The sequence below is a fragment of the Bradyrhizobium sp. 604_D8_N2_3 genome (genome assembly GCF_051810765.1).
GTDB lineage: Bacteria > Pseudomonadota > Alphaproteobacteria > Rhizobiales > Xanthobacteraceae > Bradyrhizobium > Bradyrhizobium barranii.
The window spans coordinates 741174-757796 of record NZ_JBPWPM010000001.1; the positions used below are offsets into that span (position 1 = coordinate 741174).

At 65.1% G+C, this 16623-nt stretch carries 16 protein-coding genes; 10 read left to right on the forward strand and 6 right to left on the reverse strand.

From position 1 onward, the window contains the following. Positions 1-140 precede the first annotated feature (140 nt). Positions 141-866: an alpha/beta fold hydrolase gene (locus AB7245_RS03525; RefSeq protein WP_439033888.1), complete on the reverse strand. Its 726-nt coding sequence runs from the start codon at positions 864-866 to the stop codon at positions 141-143. A gap of 158 nt (positions 867-1024) precedes the next feature. Here AB7245_RS03525 and AB7245_RS03530 point away from each other — a divergent pair, with 158 nt between their 5' ends. Then, positions 1025-1999 (forward strand): helix-turn-helix domain-containing protein, encoded by a 975-nt coding sequence (locus AB7245_RS03530; RefSeq protein ID WP_439033889.1) that lies wholly within the window; start codon positions 1025-1027, stop codon positions 1997-1999. Positions 2000-2005: 6 nt separating this feature from the next. Here AB7245_RS03530 and AB7245_RS03535 read toward each other — a convergent pair whose 3' ends face one another. After that, positions 2006-3151: an acyl-CoA dehydrogenase family protein gene (locus tag AB7245_RS03535; protein WP_063980672.1), complete on the reverse strand. Its 1146-nt coding sequence runs from the start codon at positions 3149-3151 to the stop codon at positions 2006-2008. Positions 3152-3279: 128 nt separating this feature from the next. Here AB7245_RS03535 and AB7245_RS03540 point away from each other — a divergent pair, with 128 nt between their 5' ends. After that, positions 3280-3957, forward strand: a complete 678-nt coding sequence (locus tag AB7245_RS03540; RefSeq protein ID WP_063980673.1) for an alpha/beta hydrolase family protein — start codon at positions 3280-3282, stop codon at positions 3955-3957. Positions 3958-3960: 3 nt separating this feature from the next. On the opposite strand, the gene AB7245_RS03545 is transcribed toward AB7245_RS03540, so the two are convergent. Further along, complete coding sequence (locus tag AB7245_RS03545) at positions 3961-4935, reverse strand: 2-dehydropantoate 2-reductase (RefSeq protein ID WP_063986031.1); 975 nt, start codon at positions 4933-4935, stop codon at positions 3961-3963. 159 nt (positions 4936-5094) lie between these two features. Between AB7245_RS03545 and AB7245_RS03550 the strand changes: the two genes are divergently transcribed. Together AB7245_RS03550 and AB7245_RS03555 are read left to right on the forward strand one after the other, a co-directional pair. Continuing rightward, positions 5095-5895: an enoyl-CoA hydratase-related protein gene (locus AB7245_RS03550; protein WP_063980674.1), complete on the forward strand. Its 801-nt coding sequence runs from the start codon at positions 5095-5097 to the stop codon at positions 5893-5895. 61 nt (positions 5896-5956) lie between these two features. After that, positions 5957-6877, forward strand: a complete 921-nt coding sequence (locus AB7245_RS03555; protein WP_439033890.1) for a TonB family protein — start codon at positions 5957-5959, stop codon at positions 6875-6877. 23 nt (positions 6878-6900) lie between these two features. On the opposite strand, the gene AB7245_RS03560 is transcribed toward AB7245_RS03555, so the two are convergent. After that, on the reverse strand, positions 6901-7149 hold the full coding sequence (locus AB7245_RS03560) for a hypothetical protein (protein ID WP_231143801.1): 249 nt from the start codon (positions 7147-7149) through the stop codon (positions 6901-6903). A 199-nt stretch (positions 7150-7348) separates the two neighbouring features. Here AB7245_RS03560 and AB7245_RS03565 point away from each other — a divergent pair, with 199 nt between their 5' ends. Further along, complete coding sequence (locus AB7245_RS03565; RefSeq protein ID WP_231145451.1) at positions 7349-8338, forward strand: TRAP transporter substrate-binding protein; 990 nt, start codon at positions 7349-7351, stop codon at positions 8336-8338. Positions 8339-8355: 17 nt separating this feature from the next. After that, positions 8356-10392: a methyl-accepting chemotaxis protein gene (locus tag AB7245_RS03570; RefSeq protein ID WP_231143802.1), complete on the forward strand. Its 2037-nt coding sequence runs from the start codon at positions 8356-8358 to the stop codon at positions 10390-10392. A gap of 44 nt (positions 10393-10436) precedes the next feature. Here AB7245_RS03570 and AB7245_RS03575 read toward each other — a convergent pair whose 3' ends face one another. Then, positions 10437-11321, reverse strand: a complete 885-nt coding sequence (locus tag AB7245_RS03575) for a LysR family transcriptional regulator (protein WP_063980677.1) — start codon at positions 11319-11321, stop codon at positions 10437-10439. Between the two features lie 110 nt (positions 11322-11431). Between AB7245_RS03575 and AB7245_RS03580 the strand changes: the two genes are divergently transcribed. From AB7245_RS03580 to AB7245_RS03595, 4 genes are read left to right on the forward strand one after another with little or no spacing between them, the layout of a single operon-like run. Next, a complete protein-coding gene (locus AB7245_RS03580) occupies positions 11432-12799 on the forward strand; it encodes an FAD-dependent oxidoreductase (protein ID WP_063980678.1) in 1368 nt (455 codons plus the stop codon). Between the two features lie 45 nt (positions 12800-12844). Then, the gene (locus AB7245_RS03585; RefSeq protein WP_063980679.1) at positions 12845-13849 is read left to right on the forward strand and encodes an ABC transporter substrate-binding protein; all 1005 of its coding nucleotides are present in this window, start codon (positions 12845-12847) and stop codon (positions 13847-13849) included. Positions 13850-13865: 16 nt separating this feature from the next. Then, complete coding sequence (locus AB7245_RS03590; protein WP_063980680.1) at positions 13866-14639, forward strand: ABC transporter ATP-binding protein; 774 nt, start codon at positions 13866-13868, stop codon at positions 14637-14639. Then, the gene (locus tag AB7245_RS03595; protein WP_063980681.1) at positions 14632-15450 is read left to right on the forward strand and encodes an ABC transporter permease; all 819 of its coding nucleotides are present in this window, start codon (positions 14632-14634) and stop codon (positions 15448-15450) included. The genes AB7245_RS03590 and AB7245_RS03595 overlap by 8 nt, the downstream gene beginning before the upstream one ends. A gap of 122 nt (positions 15451-15572) precedes the next feature. Here AB7245_RS03595 and gtdA read toward each other — a convergent pair whose 3' ends face one another. Continuing rightward, positions 15573-16613, reverse strand: coding sequence for a gentisate 1,2-dioxygenase (gene gtdA, locus AB7245_RS03600; protein ID WP_063980682.1), 1041 nt, complete (start codon positions 16611-16613; stop codon positions 15573-15575). Positions 16614-16623: the final 10 nt, after the last annotated feature.

The window sequence follows — 16623 nt, forward strand, 5'->3', positions numbered from 1 at the left end:
CGTATGGCGGGGAGCCACACGTGACAAGCAGGGGTTGCTTCTACCGATCTGGATTCGTTAGCGGACAAGCAAGGGCTGTGCCGCCGAAGCCGGCGGTAGGAGCAATCGTCGAAAGTCGTCGCGCTCTTGACGGACGCGCGTCAGTCGCGCCCCGCCTCCATGATCGCCTTGGCCAGCCGCGCCGGATCGGAGAAGCACAGCTCGTGGCTTCCCGGCACCTGCACCAGACGGAACAGGCCGAGCTTCTCCGAGAGCCGCGGATGCCAGGGATGGCTGTGCGGCATCGCGACGTCCTCGGTGCAGTTGATGTAGGACTTTGCCAGCGGCATCTCCGCCGGATTGGTCTTGAGCGCGATCTTGTCGGTGAAAGTCGCGAACGGATGCGGGTTGAGCACGTCATAGGCGCGCTGCGCGGTCTCGAGATCGGCATTGTTGATGAAGGCTTCGCGCCAGATCGGGAAGGGCAACACCACAGAGCTGTCGCCGCGTTCGGCCGCGATCGCTTCGAACAGCCCGATAAAGTGCGGCGGCACCATGTCGTTGAGGCATTCGCCGTTGTTGGGCACGAAGGCATTCCAATACACCAGGCGGCGAATGCGCTCGGGCGCGAGGTCGGCGACGCCGGTGATGATCATGCCGCCATAGGAATGGCCGAGCAGGACGATGTCCTTCAGATTGTTTTCGGCGAGATAGTCGGCGATCGACTGGATCGCGTCCTTCAGCCCGGTCGTCTTGGCATCGCCGGGGCGATTGCCCTTGATTGTCGGCGTATAGACCTTGTGGCCGGCGGCGCGGATCGGGGCCGCGACGGGTTCGAACTCGGCACCGGTGTGCCAGGCGCCATGGACGAGAACGTAGGTCGACATGTTGTAGCTGCTCCCGAGGGTGTGGTTAGATCGGCATGACGTGGGTCCTTTGCGGCGCTCGCGAGGCGCAGCGGACAATTCTTGTTGTGCGAAGTGTGAACCGGCCGGCCATTTTCCGCTTGGCTGGCGCTGAACCGGATTGGTCTCGGAGCGAACTGATGGAGCAGGTCACAAGCCGGCCGCGGCACGTCGTCTGGAACACCGCAGTGACGCGGCCGGACGAGCAGTTTTCCTATTACCGCGAGGCGATCTGCCAGGCATTCATGAACCTGACGCCGGAATCGGCGACGACGTCGCGCTTCCCTGCGAAGGTGGAGACGATCGGGCTCGGCGCCGGCGCAATCAACCGGGTGATGTTTCCCGAGCATACCGTCAATCGCTCGCGCGCCGATATCGCAGCATCGACCGAGAGCTGCTTCTATCTCAACTTCAAGCTGGCCGGGCGCTGCCGCATGCTCCAGGGCGACAGCGAGGTCAGCCTGTCGCGCGGCCAGGTCGGCATCGTCGACAGCGACCGCGAGGTGACGCTGCTGCACGATCGCGGTCCGATGCTGGGGGTCGCTTCGTTCTGGGTGCCGTCGCGCGCCCTGCGCGACCGGCTGCCGCCGTCGTTCGATTTCAGGGCCGAGCGCGTCTCCGACGATCCCCATGTCGGTCACCTCATCGTCGAGACCGCGCGCTCCCTCAACGCCGGCGCATTGCGGATGGCGGAAGAGGACAGCATTCGGCTGTTCGACGTGCTGCTCGATCTCGTTGCGCTCAGCCTGTCGCGCCGCTCGCGGGCGCAGACGGCGGAAGCCGCAAGCTTTGCAGACGCGACCGTGCTGGCGCTGCGCCGCGCCATTCACGAGCGGCTGCGCGAGCCGGGACTGACGGTCGCGGCGGTCGCCGGCTCCGTCGGCATCAGCGAGCGCTATGTCCACAAGCTGTTCGAACGCTCCGGCACGACATTTTCGGACTACGTGATCGATCGCCGCCTCGTGGGCGCGGCGGCCGACCTGAAGGATCCGGCATCGGGCGGCCGCGCGATCGGCGCTATCGCCTTCGACTGGGGGTTCTCCGATCTCTCCCACTTCGCGCGGCGCTTCAAGCGGCGCTTCGGCTGCCGCCCACGCGATTGGCGTGCGCGATGAACAGAGCTACAGCGACCTCGCGATCAGCAGCTTCATGATCTCGTTGGTGCCGCCATAGATCTTCTGGATGCGGGAATCGATGAAGATGCGGGAGATCGGGTATTCCTGCATGTAACCGTAGCCGCCGAACAGCTGGAGGCATTCGTCGGCGGTCTGGACCTGCTTGTCCGAGCACCAGTATTTCGCCATCGACGCCGTGACGGTGTCGAGATCCCCGGCGACGAGGCGCTCAATGCACCAGTCGACGAAGACGCGCGCAATCATCGCTTCGGTCTTGCGCTCGGCGAGCGTGAAGGCGGTGTTCTGGAAATCCATCAGCGGCTTGCCGAACGCCTTCCGTTCCTTGGTGTATTCGGTGGTGAGCTTGACCGCGCGCTCCATCGAGGCGACCGCGCCAACCGCAAGCGCGAGGCGCTCCTGCGGCAATTGCTGCATCAGCTGGACAAAACCCTGGCCTTCCTCCTTGCCGAGCAGGTTTTCCGGCGGCACCGTGACGTTGTCGAAGAACAGTTCTGACGTGTCGGAGGCATGCAGGCCGATCTTGTCGAGGTTGCGCCCGCGCTTGTAGCCGTCCGCGCCCGCGGTCTCGACCACGATCAGCGAAATGCCCTTGGCACCCACATCGCCGGTGCGCGCGACCACGACGACGAGATCGGCGGCCTGGCCGTTGGTAATAAAAGTCTTCTGGCCGTTGATGACGTAGGAATTGCCCTGCTTCTTCGCGGTGGTCTTGACGGCCTGCAGGTCCGAGCCGGTGCCGGGCTCGGTCATGGCGATGGCACCGACCATCTCGCCGGAAGCCATCTTCGGCAGCCAGCGCTTCCTTTGCTCCTCCGAGCCGTAGTTGAGGATGTAGTGCGCGACGATGGCGCTGTGCACGGAGACGCCGGTGGTGAGCTCCGGCACCGTGCTTTCGAGATCGTCGAGCACGGCGGCGTCATAGGCGAAGGTGGCGCCGAGGCCGCCATATTCCTCCGGCACGCTCGCCAGCAGGGCGCCCATCTCGCCGAGCCCGCGCCAGGCGAAGCGGTCGACCATCTTCTGCTCGCGCCATTTCTCGGCATGCGGCGCCAGATCCTTGGCCAGATATTTCCGGAACTGGTCGCGGAAGATTTCGAGCTCTTCGGTCATCCAGGAGGAGCGGTAGGACATGGTCACCTCGGTCAATGCGGCTTTCCGGCCTTGGTAGGCTGGTCGGCGGCGGCAATTATTGTGTTTTCAGGCTGCGCCGGTGACGCTACCAAGGCGGCCGGAAAACGCGTCTGTCGGGGTGTCTGATCTTGGCTGTCAAAATGCAGGAGCTCAAGCTCGACATCGAGCGCATCGGCACGGTCTCGGCGATCCTGACGCAGCCGGACAATGCGCGCGCCTGCTACGTCCTTGCGCACGGCGCCGGTACCGACATGCGCCATGCATCGATGGACAAGATTGCGGAGGGGCTCGCCGGTCGAGGCATTGCGACGCTTCGCTTCAATTTCCCCTACATGGAGAAGAGGCTGGGGCGTCCCGATCAGCCTGCGGTCGCGCATGCCGCCATCCGTGCGGCCGTCGAGGAGGCAGCGCGGCTCTGCCCCGGCTTGAAGCTCGTTGCCGGCGGAAAGTCGTTCGGCGGGCGCATGACCTCGCAGGCGCAGTCCAAGGCGCCGCTACCTGACGTCAAAGGGCTCGCCTTCCTCGGCTTTCCCCTGCACGCCGACAAAAAGCCGTCGACGGAGCGCGCCGAGCACCTGGTCCATGTCGAGATCCCGATGCTGTTCCTGCAAGGCACGCGTGACGGGCTTGCCGATCTCGGCCTCCTCAAGCCCGTGATCGCGCAGCTCGGCCCGAAGGCGACGCTGCACGAGGTCGCCGGCGGCGATCATTCCTTCGCGGTGCTGAAGAAGTCCGGCCGGACGAATGAAGAGGCCCTCACAGAGGTGCTCGATACGCTGGCGGCCTGGATCGATGAGCTCGCTTAAGGCTCAAGCGGAATAAAGCCCCTTGTCCCGCGCCTTCTGGATCGCGAGCGCGGCGATCAGGTCGAGCGTCGGCGTCGACAGGCCGGCGGTGCGGGCGAAGGCGGCGGGCGCCTTCACCAGCACGTCGATCTCCATGGCGCGGCCGAGCTCGTAATCCTGGAGCAGCGACGGCTTGTGGTTGGGGGCGGGGCCGCTGCGCGTCACGCGCTTGACCTCGGGGATGAAGTGCTGCGCGATGTCGTTAGCCTCGTTCAGCATGCGCGGAATGACCTCGGCAAAGGCCGGGTCGTCGCGCACTCCGCGCGCGGTCTGGCCGGTGAGCAGGCACAGCACCGACAGTGACATGTTGGTCAGGAGCTTTGACCAGATCGCCTCGCGGATCTCCGCCACCGGCGGCGATTCCAGCCGAGCATCGTTGAGAACGCCGCGAAGCCTGGTGATGCGCTCGCAATTGCGGTCGTCGCATTCGCCGATCAGCAGGCGGTTGCGGTCCGGCGTCAGGTTCTGCACCACACCGGGCGCGGTCACCTCGTTGGAGGAGAAGACGACGCCGCCGACGATCCGCTCTTTCGGGATGCAAGCGCGCAAGCGCCCGCCGGGGTCGAGGAAGGAAATGTCGGGCGGCGTCGGATGCCGCGGCGGCAGGCCGATGCCGTACCACCAGGGAATACCGTTCTGCGCAAAGACGATCGCGGTGTCGTCATGGAGCAGCGGTTTTATGCTGGCGACCAGGCCCGTCAGCGCGGTCGCCTTGAGCGTGCTGATCACGACGTCCTGCGGGCCGAGCTGGGCCGCATCGCCGGAGGCGTTCACCTTGGCGGTGACCTCGGAATCGCCGACGCGCAGCTTCAGGCCATTGGCGCGGACCGCCTCCAGATGGGCGCCGCGCATCACGCACGAGACCTCATGGCCGGCGCGGGCCAGCCTGACCGCGATATGGCTGCCGACGGCGCCCGCGCCGAAAATGCAGATGCGCATGGTGTGATGTCCCGTCCCTGATCCCGTGATGTCGCCCGGCAGCAGCATGACACAAGCCGCCATGCGATGGACGCGGCCGCCCTACGCCGGAAAGATATGGATCGGGATGAGTTGCCTCAGCCATAGTGGGCGGCAAACAAGATGACCGGAGGATCGCCGATGACTGCCAACCCCGTCCTGTGGACCCTCGATGAGCGTGGGGTTGCGACCGTCACGTTGAACCGGCCTGAAGTGAACAATGCCTATGACGGCGCATTGATCGCAGGCGTGCTCGCGGCCATGGACGATCTCGGCAGGAAGTCCAACCTTCGCGTCGTCGTGCTCCGGGGCAATGGCAAGCATTTCCAGGCCGGCGCCGACCTCAAATGGATCAACGGCGTGCGGCCGCAATCGGCTGAGGCGAACGAGGCGGCGTCGCGGGCGACCTTCGAGGCCGTGCAGCGGCTCAATACCTTGCCAATCCCGACCATCGCGCTGGTACAGGGCGGCTGTTTTGGCGGCGGCACCGGCGTGATTGCCGCTTGCGACGTCGTGATCGCGGCGGACAATGCGCTGTTTTCGATCACGGAGGTGCGCTGGGGGCTGACCGCCGCGATCATCATCCCGCAGCTTTGCGATGCCATTAGTGTACGGCAAGTCCGCCGTTACGCGCTGACAGGCGAACGCTTCGGCGCCGAAGACGCCCGCCGCATCGGCCTCGTCCACGAGGTCGTCCCGCTCGCCGAGCTGGAGGCTGCCGGCGCCAAGGTGGTCGAGCAGCTCCTTGCCAACGGACCGGAGGCGATGGCCGAGACCAAGCGGCTCGCGCTGGAGAGCTCGTTTGGCGGGATGGCGGTGGACGATGCCGCGTACAAGCGGCTCGTGCACCTGCATTCGGTCAAGCGTCAGAGCGCGGAGGCGGCGGAGGGCCTAGCGTCGTTCGCCGAAAAGCGCGCGGGGCGTTGGAGCAACCAAGGGTAGATTTTGCTCCGGCGATGTGCTGGATGGCCACCACTATCGAGAGTGTGGGGGCTGAGAGGTCATGCGTCGGAAGTTCATTCTTGCACTGCCGTTGCTCGTCGCAATCTGGCCCGGTCATGCAAGCTCCGATGACAGCGTCGTCTGCAATGACGAGAAGGTTGCCTCCAACATACGCATCGAGATCTGCACAAGACTGCTCGATCAGGAGAAGAACAAGGAGAGCCGATCCCGACTGCTGGCCCGCCGCGCCGATGCCTATTTTGACAAGGACGACTTCGCACATGCCTTGACCGATTTGGACGAAGCGATTGCAAATCATCCGGGGAATGCTGACGCCTTCATGCATCGCGGTTTCCTGCACTGGTACCGTCTCGAAGATGACGCCGCGTTCAAGGATTTCGATGCGGCGCTCCGGCTTGATCCGGCGCCATCGCGCCTGTTGTCCCGGGGGCGGAGATACGTTTTGCTGCGACAGTTCGATGCTGGGATCGCCGACATGACACGGGCGATCAAGCTCGATCCTCGTTCCGGGGACGCCTATGCGGATCGCGCATGGGCTTACAGCCGGAAAAAGGCATTCGATCTCGCGATCGCGGACTATGACCGGTTGCTCAAGCGTGACCCGAGCGACGGCCGCAGCACGCTGGCGCGTGACAATGTGCGCGCGGCGAAGGGCGCAGGTGTGAAATCCATCGATGAATACGGCCGCATGTTGGTTGCGCGGCTGCAAATCGAAAAGTCCTATCCGCGGCAGGCCGTCAGCGACAGGGTCGAAGGGGTGGCGGAGCTTGCATTCAGCATCACCCGCTGGGGATTGCTCGCGGCGAGCAGCGTGAAAACCAGCTCAGGCTCGGCCATGCTGGATGAGGCGGCGCTCAATACCCTTAGGCAGGCACAACCGTTCCCGCCATTGCCTCCCGGCAGCAGGTCGATCGAGGCCTTCGTGATCTCACTGATCTATCGAAATCAGTCGGAACGTTAGGCGCCTTGAGCTCGGTTGCGATCTCAGCAGCCGCGGCAGATGTTGTTGATGCTGCGATAGACGGCATCGTCGTCCTGCCGCATCTGGCGCATCGATTCGAGCGTCTTGCTTTCCGCGCTCGGCTCCGGCTTGCGCTTGGCGGCCAGCGCGGCTTCCTGACGTTGGTAACACGCTTCGCGCTCCGGCTTGGCCTGTATGAGCCGGCATTGCGCGACCTCGGCGCGGGCCGGGGCCGTACCGCCCATGATGCCGATCGCGATGGCGGCGGCCACGTTTATCCTTGATCCCATCGTCATTCCCCCGAACCACTCATTATCACATAGCAATCCGATACCATCTGCATCGGACCTCTGTCCCAAATCTCGTCGGCGGCGGATCGAGGCGAATCTCCGTAATTCCGCGGGGCCTTCCTTAAGGGTTCAATCATTCCCCGCCATTAGGGTTACGACAATTGTCACGCCATGGTGTCGAATGCACAGACAAGTTTTGGGACTTTGGAAAGCCGGATCGATCGTCGCCGCGGCGGCGGGGCTGCTGGTTCTGCAATCGGCTGCCGCTTCACCGCGATTGATCTCTCTGGCGTTCAATTCCCAGCTGGGGAGCCCGCAGCAAATCGGAGCCGATGAGTTTCGCCAGAAGCTGGTGGCGTCGGCCGGCAAGCGCATCGTGATCGACGAGCGGGCCACCAACGCGCTCGGCAGCGAGAACGCCATCCTGGCGGCGACCCGGGCCGGCTCGGTCGATATGGCGGTGCTGTCGGGGTCTGTGGTCAGTTCGGTCGTCCCCGAACTTGGCGTGTTCGACATTCCCTTCCTGTTCCGCGACACAGCCCACGCGAAGGCCGTGGCGCAAGGTCCGGCCGGCGCGGCGATCGCCACTAAATTCGCCGACAAGGGGCTGACGCTGCTGGCGATCGGCCGACAGGGATTTCGCAACGTCACGAATTCCAAACGGCCGGTTCGCTCGCCCGAGGATATCAAAGGGCTCAAGATTCGCGTCATTCCGAACGAGATCTACCAGATGACGTTCAAGGCGCTCGGCGCCGAAGTGGTCCCGATGGAATTTCCGCTGGTCTATACCGCGCTGAAGGACGGCCGGCTCGATGGGCAGGAAAATCCGGTGCCGACCATCGCCGGCTCCCGGCTCTACGAAGTCCAGAAATACCTCACGCTGACCGGTCACTTCTTCGCGCCGATCGCATTCGTCGCCAACCGTGCCATGTTCGAACAGCTTCCGCCGGCCGACCAGGCCATGCTGATCGCGCTGGCGAAGGAGGGAGCGGAGGCGACCTGGCAGGCGAAGCTCGATGCCGCGTCGCTCGAGCAGGTGCGTAGCGGCGGCATGGACGTCATCGAGACATTCGATCGCCAGCCGTTCGTCGACGCGGTCAAACCGCTCGATCAGGAATTCGAGAAGCGGTTCGGCAAGGATCTGCTCGCCGCCATCCGCTCCACCCGTTGAAGAATTTCGGATTTGCCATGAAATTATCGCACATGATGTCCCGCGTCGGCGTTCGTCCGCGCGTGTTCGGCGGCTTCGCGCTGGTTCTCAGCTTTCTGGTCCTGCTCGGGGGCTTCGCCATGGTCCAGGTCGAGCGGATCGGCGGAACGGTCAATGAGCTCGTGACCAGCGCTGCCGGCGACGCCGGCATGTCACAGGCGCGGGCCGCGCTTCTGGAGGCGAACTCGGCGGTCGAGAAATTCATCCGAACCTGGAATGTCGGCGACAAGGATGCCGCGGCCAAGGCGATCGACGGCGTCGGCAAACTGGCCGATCAGGTCGACCGGCAGTTCGGCAAGCTGCAAGCGATCGCGGAAGGCATCGGCCCGGTCAAGACCGCGCTGGAAACCTATCGCTCGTCGTTCACCGCGGCAGCGGAGGCGGCGGATCGGCTGCGCGCCGCGACCACGAAAACCGACGCCCAGGGTGCAGCCGCCGGCCTCAATGTCAGCGGCATTCAGGTTGCGCTCGCCAACCGGTCCGAAGACGCGGAACGGCTGGTCAACCCGATGCGTCTGGCCGGCGTCGTTGACGCACTGCGGATCACCGTGATGCGCTATGGCTCCACTTTGTCGACGGGCGATGCCGACGACGCCAAGCAGGCCTTGTCCTACGCCCAGCTGGCGATCGCGGACACCGAGGCTGAGCTGGCGGGGGCGAACGACGCCAAACTGAAGGCGCTGGTCGCCGCGCTCAAGACCGCGATCACTGCCGACGCGGCCGCGCTGGACGAGGTCATCAAGGTGGCCGCCGATCTGCGCGCCAGGCAGGCCGAATTGAAGAAGGCCAGTGCGGCCATCGACGACCACGTCAACAAGATCAACGCGAAGCTCGGCACTGTGCGCGCCGAGCAGGGCGACAAGACCGCGGCAGCGGTCGATCAGACCAAGCAGACCGTCATCGCGACCGCGACCGGCGCGCTGCTGCTGGGAGCGGTGCTGGCGTGGTTGATCGGCGCCAGCGTGTCCGGTCCGATTCGCAGCATGACCGACCGGATGCAATCGCTGGCGGCGGGCGAGCTCGATGAGCCGATCCCCGGCGGCGACTCGCGCGACGAAATCGGCCGCATGGCGCGCGCCGTCGAGGTGTTCCGCGAAAACGCGCTGGCGGTTCGCCGCATGGAAGGCGAGGCGACGGCACAGCGCGAAGCCAGCGAGGCTGACCGCGCCCGCATGATGTCGGATCTTGCCGGCCGCTTCGAGCAGGGCATGCAGGGAGTCATTTCCGGTGTCGGCGGCCGTGCCGACGACATGGGGCGCAGCGCCGAGGAGTTGGCAAAGGTCGCCGAACGCGGACGCGGGCTCGCCGAAGCGGTCGCGACCCGCGCCGAGCAGGCATCGATGAATGTGCAGACCGTCGCCTCCGCCACCCAGCAACTCGCGGCCTCGATCCGTGAAATCTCGAGCCAGGTGCACCGCTCCGTCGCGGTCTCGAACAGGGCGACCGACGAGACCAACCGCACCTCAGAATTGATGCATGGGCTGTCGGATGCGGCTGAGAAGATCGGCACCATCATTCAGCTGATTCAGGCCATCGCCAGCCAGACCAATTTGCTGGCGCTGAACGCGACCATCGAAGCGGCGCGCGCCGGCGACGCCGGCCGGGGCTTCGCGATCGTCGCCAGCGAGGTCAAGAGTCTCGCCACCCAAACGGCGCAGGCGACCGAGCAGATCGCCAGCCAGATCGCGACGATCCAGAGTGCGACCGGCCAATCGGTTCAGGCGATCAGGCAGTTCGGCTCCACCGTCAAGGAAATGGCCGACATCGCCACGGCGATTGCCGCGGCCGTCGAAGAGCAGGGCGCGGCCACGGGCGAAATCGCGCGCAACGTCGAAGAGGCGGCCAACGGCACCTCGGCGGTGACGCAGGAAATCGGGCAGGTGCGCGCCGTGGCAGGCGAGACCGACGCCGGCGCCGAAGCCGCCCTGACGGTCGCAGCCGCCCTGAAGCAGCAGGCGGATTCGATGAGGTCGAACGTCGACGATTTCCTCCACACCATCCGCTCGGCGGCCTGAACCCCGGGAAAACCGGGGACGCCACGGGGGCGAACGAGGCGGCCTTACAGCACCGGTAGCAGCGCGCTCTTCAATTCGCGCAAGAGCGCCTGCACCGCGGCGGCGTTGCGCCGCCGCTCGGGGATCGCGGCCTTGACCCACAGCTCGGGAATTGGAAAGTCGCGCAGCACCGGCTTGAGCGTACCGTCGCGCAGGGCATCCGCCACGAGATAATGGGAGATCAGCGCGATGCCGTTGCCGGCGATCGCGCTGCGCGCCAGCACATGGCCCTCGTTGGAGGAGAGCAGCGGGCTGACCTGGATGCTGATGCGCCCGCGCGGGCCGTCGAAGATCCACTCCGGTCCCGTCGGCAGGAAGCTGAGGCAGCGATGGTCGACAAGGTCGCGCGGGTGCTTTGGCGCGCCGTGCTTCTTCAAATAGGCCGGTGAGGCGCAGAGCAGCCGCTTCAGCGGACACAGCGGCTCGTCGACCACACCGCCGAAGGAATGAGGGAAGGCGCCGATGGCGATGTCAAAGCCTTCGGTGACGGGATCGACCGGGCGGTCGATCAGCACGATCTCGAGTTTCAATCGCGGGTTCTGCGTCTGGAAGGCGCTGAAGGCGTCGGCAAGGCGCGCCACGGTGAGCGAGGTCGGCGCCTTGATGCGGAGGTGATCGACGAGATCGTGTCCCTTCTCGCCCATCCGCGAGAGCAGGTCGGTGGCATCGGCGACGACACTGCGGGCGCGATGCACATAGCGCTGGCCGGCTTCCGTCAGGCGTAATTGCCGGGTCGAGCGATGGAACAGCGGCGCGCCGATCCGCGCCTCCAGTTGCGTGACGCGCTTGGCCACGACCGAGGTCGAGACATTGAGCTTGCGCGCGGCGGCGGAGAATCCGGCCGTATCCGCGGTGGCGAGGAAGGCCTGAAGGTTCACCAGGATGTCCATGTCGACCTTTCTCGATTCGAGAAAGCTGATCGCGTATTTTGGTGGATTGTAGCTCGCCCTGCGTTAATTCATAGTCGGCTTCAAGCAAGAGATTTTGGGAGCGGACGCGCATGCGGGCCATGATGATCGAAGAACCGGCACGCCAGGTGCCGCTCTACGGCGAATATGAAGTCGTCGTTCTCGGCGGCGGACCCGCCGGCATCGTGGCGGCGGCGTCAGCGGCGCGCGCGGGACGAAAGACGCTGCTGATCGAGCGCTACGGCTTCCTCGGCGGCATGGGCACGGCTGCCGGCGTCACCAATTTCTGCGGCCTGCATGGCAATGTCTACGGCCAGGCCCACCGGCTGGTACAGGGCATGGCGTCCGATCTGCTGGCGCGGATCGATCATTTGAACGGCCTCAACGCACCGCACCTGATCCTCGGCAAGGTCTTCGCCCAGGCCTATGACACCGCGGCCTACAAGATCGCGGCCGACGAGCTGCTCGCCAGCCACAAGGTGCACATCCTCTTCCATGCGCTCGGTGCCGGCGTCGTGATGGGCGACAACTGCCGCATCGATGCGCTGATGGTCGAGACCAAGGCCGGACGGCAGGCCGTCCGCGCCGAGATCTTTATCGACTGCTCCGGCGACGGCGACCTCGCGGTCTGGGCCGGGGCGCCCTTCGAGCTCGGTGACGAGCACGGCCATCCGATGTACCCCTCGATGATGCTCCGCCTCAACGGCATCGATCCCGAGAAGGCTGGCGATGCCTGGCGCACCATCCCGCAATTGATGGAGAAGGCGATCGCCGCCGGCACCCACACATTCCCGCGCAAGAGCGCAATCGTGCGGCCGCAGAAATCAGGCATCGAATGGCGGGTGAATTTCACCCAAGTGGCGCGTGAGGACGGCCATGCCATCAACGGCATCGAGCCCGACGACCTCACCCGCGGCGAGATCGAGGGCCGCAAGCAGGCGCTGGCCGCATTCGAGTTCCTGCGCAGCACCGTGCCGGGCTTCGAAAAGTCCTACATCGTCGATTTGCCGCCGCAGCTCGGTATCCGCGAGACCCGCCGCATCAAGGGCGGCTACCAGCTCAGCGGCGAGGATGTGCTCGGCTGCGCCTCGTTCGCGGATTCCATCGGCGTCAATGGCTGGCCGATCGAGGCCCATGTTCCCGGCGACGTCGTCTTCACGTTCCCGCCAATCCCGGAATCGCGCGGCTATAACGAGCTGCCTTACCGGATGCTGGTGCCCGAGGGCGTCGACAATCTCCTCGTCGCCGGCCGCTGCGCCTCGATGACCCATGAGGGCCAGTCGGCGGCGCGGGTGTCCGGTGCCTGTTTCGTGATGGGGGAGGCCGCCGGTTCCGCCGCGGCGCTCGCGCTCTCAGGAAACCGCATCCCGCGCGATATCCCCATTGAAAAATTACAGGAAACGTTGAAACAACAGGGCGCCTTCATCGGGCGGGACCAGCCCGTGCCTGAAGGTTTGTGACGGTTGTAACATTACGACCGAGAGAACGACGACGGAGGAGACGGAATGATCGGGATTGCGCGGCTCGCACTGGCTGGCCTGATGGCGATCACAGCGATGGGCACGGCCCGGGCCGAAGACGCGCTGAAGGCCAGGGTCGGCGTGCTCCGCCTGTCGTCGTCCGCGCCCGTCTTCATTGCGCAGGACAAGGGCTATTTCCGCGAGGCCGGTCTCGACGTCGAGCTGAAGTTCTTCGATGCGGCGCAGCCGATCGCGGTGGCGACCACATCGGGCGACGTCGATTTCGGCGTCACCGCATTCACCGCCGGTCTCTACAATCTCGCCGGCAAGGGCACGCTGAAAGTGATCGGCGGCATGAGCCGAGAGAAGGCCGGTTATCCCCTGATCGGCTATTTCGCCAGCAACAACGCCTATGCCGCCGGGCTGAAGACGCCGAAGGACCTCGCGGGCAAGCGCGTAGCCGTGACGCAGGTTGGCTCGTCCTTCCACTATTCGCTGGGGCTGCTCGCCGACAAATACGGTTTCAAGCTCGCCGACGTGAAGATCGTGCCGCTGCAATCGCTGTCGAACGCGGCCGCCGCCTTGAAGGGCGAGACGGTCGATGCGGCGCTGCTGCCGATCTCCACCGCGCGAAAGCTGATGGACGAAGGCGGCGCGAAGTTTTTGGGATGGGTCGGCGACGAGACGCCGTGGCAGCTCGGCGCAGTGTTCGCTTCGCCGAAGACGCTGACCAACAAGGTGCTGGTGACGAAATTTCTCGGCGTGCTCGCGAAAGCCGACCGCGAATATCACGACGTCATCCTCGCAGCCATGAAGGACGGCGTCGCCCCCATCAACGACAAGACCAGGCCGCTGCTGGAGATCATCGCCAAATACACCAATTTGCCGGTCGAGCAGGTGGTCGGCAATTGCGCCTATATCGATCCCGACGGCAAGCTGGACGTCAAGAACGTCGACAACCAGATCAAATGGCTCCAAGAGCAGGGATTCGCGGACAAGGGCTTTGATGTGAACACGATCATTGCCAAGGATTTTGTGAAGGCGGATTGAGAGTAGAACGCAGCTTATGGACCTGATCGCCAACCACATCAGCCATCGCTTCGGTGACCTCGCCGTGCTCGACGACGTTTCCTTCACCGTCGGTGCCGGCGAGGTGGTGGCGATCGTCGGGCCTTCGGGATGTGGCAAAAGCACGCTGCTGTCGATTCTCGGCGGACTGTTGCAGCCATCGTCGGGCGCGCCCGAGCTGCGCGGATCGCCGCCGGCGGACAGTCTCAATCCGCTGACCTTCGTGTTCCAGGATTTCGCGCTGCTGCCCTGGGCGACGGTGGAGGAGAATGTCGAATTCCCGCTGCTGCATACCCAGCTCTCGGCCGTGCAGCGCCGCGCGCTGGTCGACGATGCCCTGCGCCGCACCGGCTTGACCGATTTTCGCACAACCTATCCGAAGCAGCTTTCCGGCGGCATGCGCCAGCGCGTCGGCATTTCGCGCGCGCTTGCGGTCAAGCCCGCCATCCTGCTGATGGACGAGCCGCTGTCGGCGCTGGATTCGCAGACCCGCGAACTTTTGATGGAAGACTTCGTCCGCCTGCTCGCCGATGGCGGCATGGGCGCAGTCTATGTCACCCACAATCTCGAGGAAGCCGCACGGCTCGCCGACCGCATCGTGGTGCTGTCGCGGCGGCCGGGCCGTATTCGCGAAGTCGTGGCCGTACCGATGACGCGCACCGAGCGCGGCGAGATCGCTGCGCGTGAAAAGCTGCTGGCGCTTCAGAACCAGATCTGGTCGCTGATCCGCAACGAGGCGATCGACGCCGAGCGCGAGGTCCAGCATGCTTGATCGCGCGGGGACGTCTGCGAAGGACGACACGACGCGGCGCGTCCGTTTTCGCGGCGCCGGCTTCGTGCCCGCCAGCAGCCGCTTCGGCGGCTGGATCGCGCTCGCCCTCGTCATCGCGATCTGGCAGGCGGCCGGCAGCGCCGGGCTCGTCAATCCGCTGTTCCTGCCGGCGCCGGCTGCGATCGCGCGCGCGATCTACGAGCTCGCGATGTCAGGCGCGCTGTGGCAGCATCTGTCGGCCTCGATCCTGCGCATCGGCGTCGGCTGGGTGCTGGGAACGGCGGCCGGCGTCGCGGTCGGCTTCGCCATCGGCCTGTCGCGGCTTGCGCGCAGCGTCGGCATCACCTTCATCTCGGCGCTGTTCCCGATCCCGAAGATCGCACTTCTGCCATTGCTCATTCTCTGGCTCGGCATCGGCGAAGAGCCGAAGATCGCGACCATTGCGCTCGGCGTGTTCTTCTCGACCGCAATCTCGGTCTATAGCGGCGTCGATGCGGTGCCGCGCAACCTCATCCGCATGGCGCAGAGTTTCAACGTTCCCTTCGCCACCATCGTGCGCAAGGTGATCTGGCCCGGCGCGCTGCCCGCCATCCTCGCCGGCTTCCGCATCACCGCGTCTGTCGCACTGCTGCTCGTCGTCAGTGCCGAGATGATCGGCGCCCAGTATGGCATCGGCGCCTTCGTGCTTCAGGCCGGCAATCTGATGCAGACGGACCAGCTGCTCGCGGGCGTGGTGATCCTGTCGGTGTTCGGGCTTGTGGTGGGGAAGGTGATCGGCTGGCTGGAGACGCGGTTGCTGCACTGGCGGTAGCCGCAACCCGCGCGACTGCAGGGTGGGCAAAGCGTAAGCGTACCCACCATCTCTTCATCAGTCGCTGAAGTGTGGTGGGCACGGCGCAAGGGCGCCTTTGCCCGCCCTACGAAACCGGCGGCTCACGCATTCCCGCGATCTTCCCGAAACAGATCCAGCTTCTGCTGCACCGGGCGATCCGAGAAGCTGAACAGCACGGCGTCGTCTTCGGCTTCGTGCGTCACCCACTGCCAGCTCGGCACCACGAACAGATCGCGCGGGCCCCATTCGAAAACGGCATCGCCAATCCGGCTGCGTCCTTTGCCCTCGATCGGACAGAACACCGTCGCATCGGTCGCGCGGTAGCGTGCGGTCTTGAAACCCTTCGGCAGCAACTGGATGAAGGTGCCGATGGTCGGCATTGCGAAATCGCCGGTCTCGGGATTGCTGAATTTCAGCTTCAATCCGTGGCAGGCGTCCCACTCCTGGCTCGCGCGTGCCTTCTCCAGCGCCTCGCGGGTGTAGGCATAGGGATAGCTGAAGATCGGAGAGGTCTTGGACGATCGCTTCACGTCGACCGGTAGCAGATTGTGGCCGTAGCGCGCAAAGCTGTCGCCGGCGGGCTTTGTGATCCTCTGCTGGTCGTCCTTGGAACCTTCCGCAAAGGAGCAGTCGAAGAACTGCACCAGCGGGATGTCGAGGCCGTCGAGCCAGAACATCGGCTGGTCGGTCTCGTTGGAATGATCGTGCCAGGTCATCGACGGCGTGATGATGAAATCGCCGGGCTCCATCGCGGTGCGCTCGCCGTCGACCGCGGTGTGAGCGCCCTTGCCTTCGAGCACGAAGCGCAGCGCCGACTGGCTGTGGCGGTGTGCGGGCGCGACGTCGCCGGGCACCACCATCTGCACGCCGGCATAGAGCGAGGTCGTGATTTTCGACTGGCCGCGCAGGCCGGGGTTCTCCAGCACCAGCACGCGCCGCTCGGCTTCCTTGGCCGTGATCAGTCGGCCTGCTTCCGTCATGTAGTCGCGGATGACGTCGAATTTCCACAGATGCGGCCGGCAGGCGCTCCTCGGCTCCGGCGTGATCAAATCGCTCATCACCGTCCACAGCGCGGTGAGGTTTTCGCCGTCAATCTTCTTGTAGAAGGCCTCGCGTTCCGGCGTCTTGGTCACGGCTTCCATGGTGCGGCTC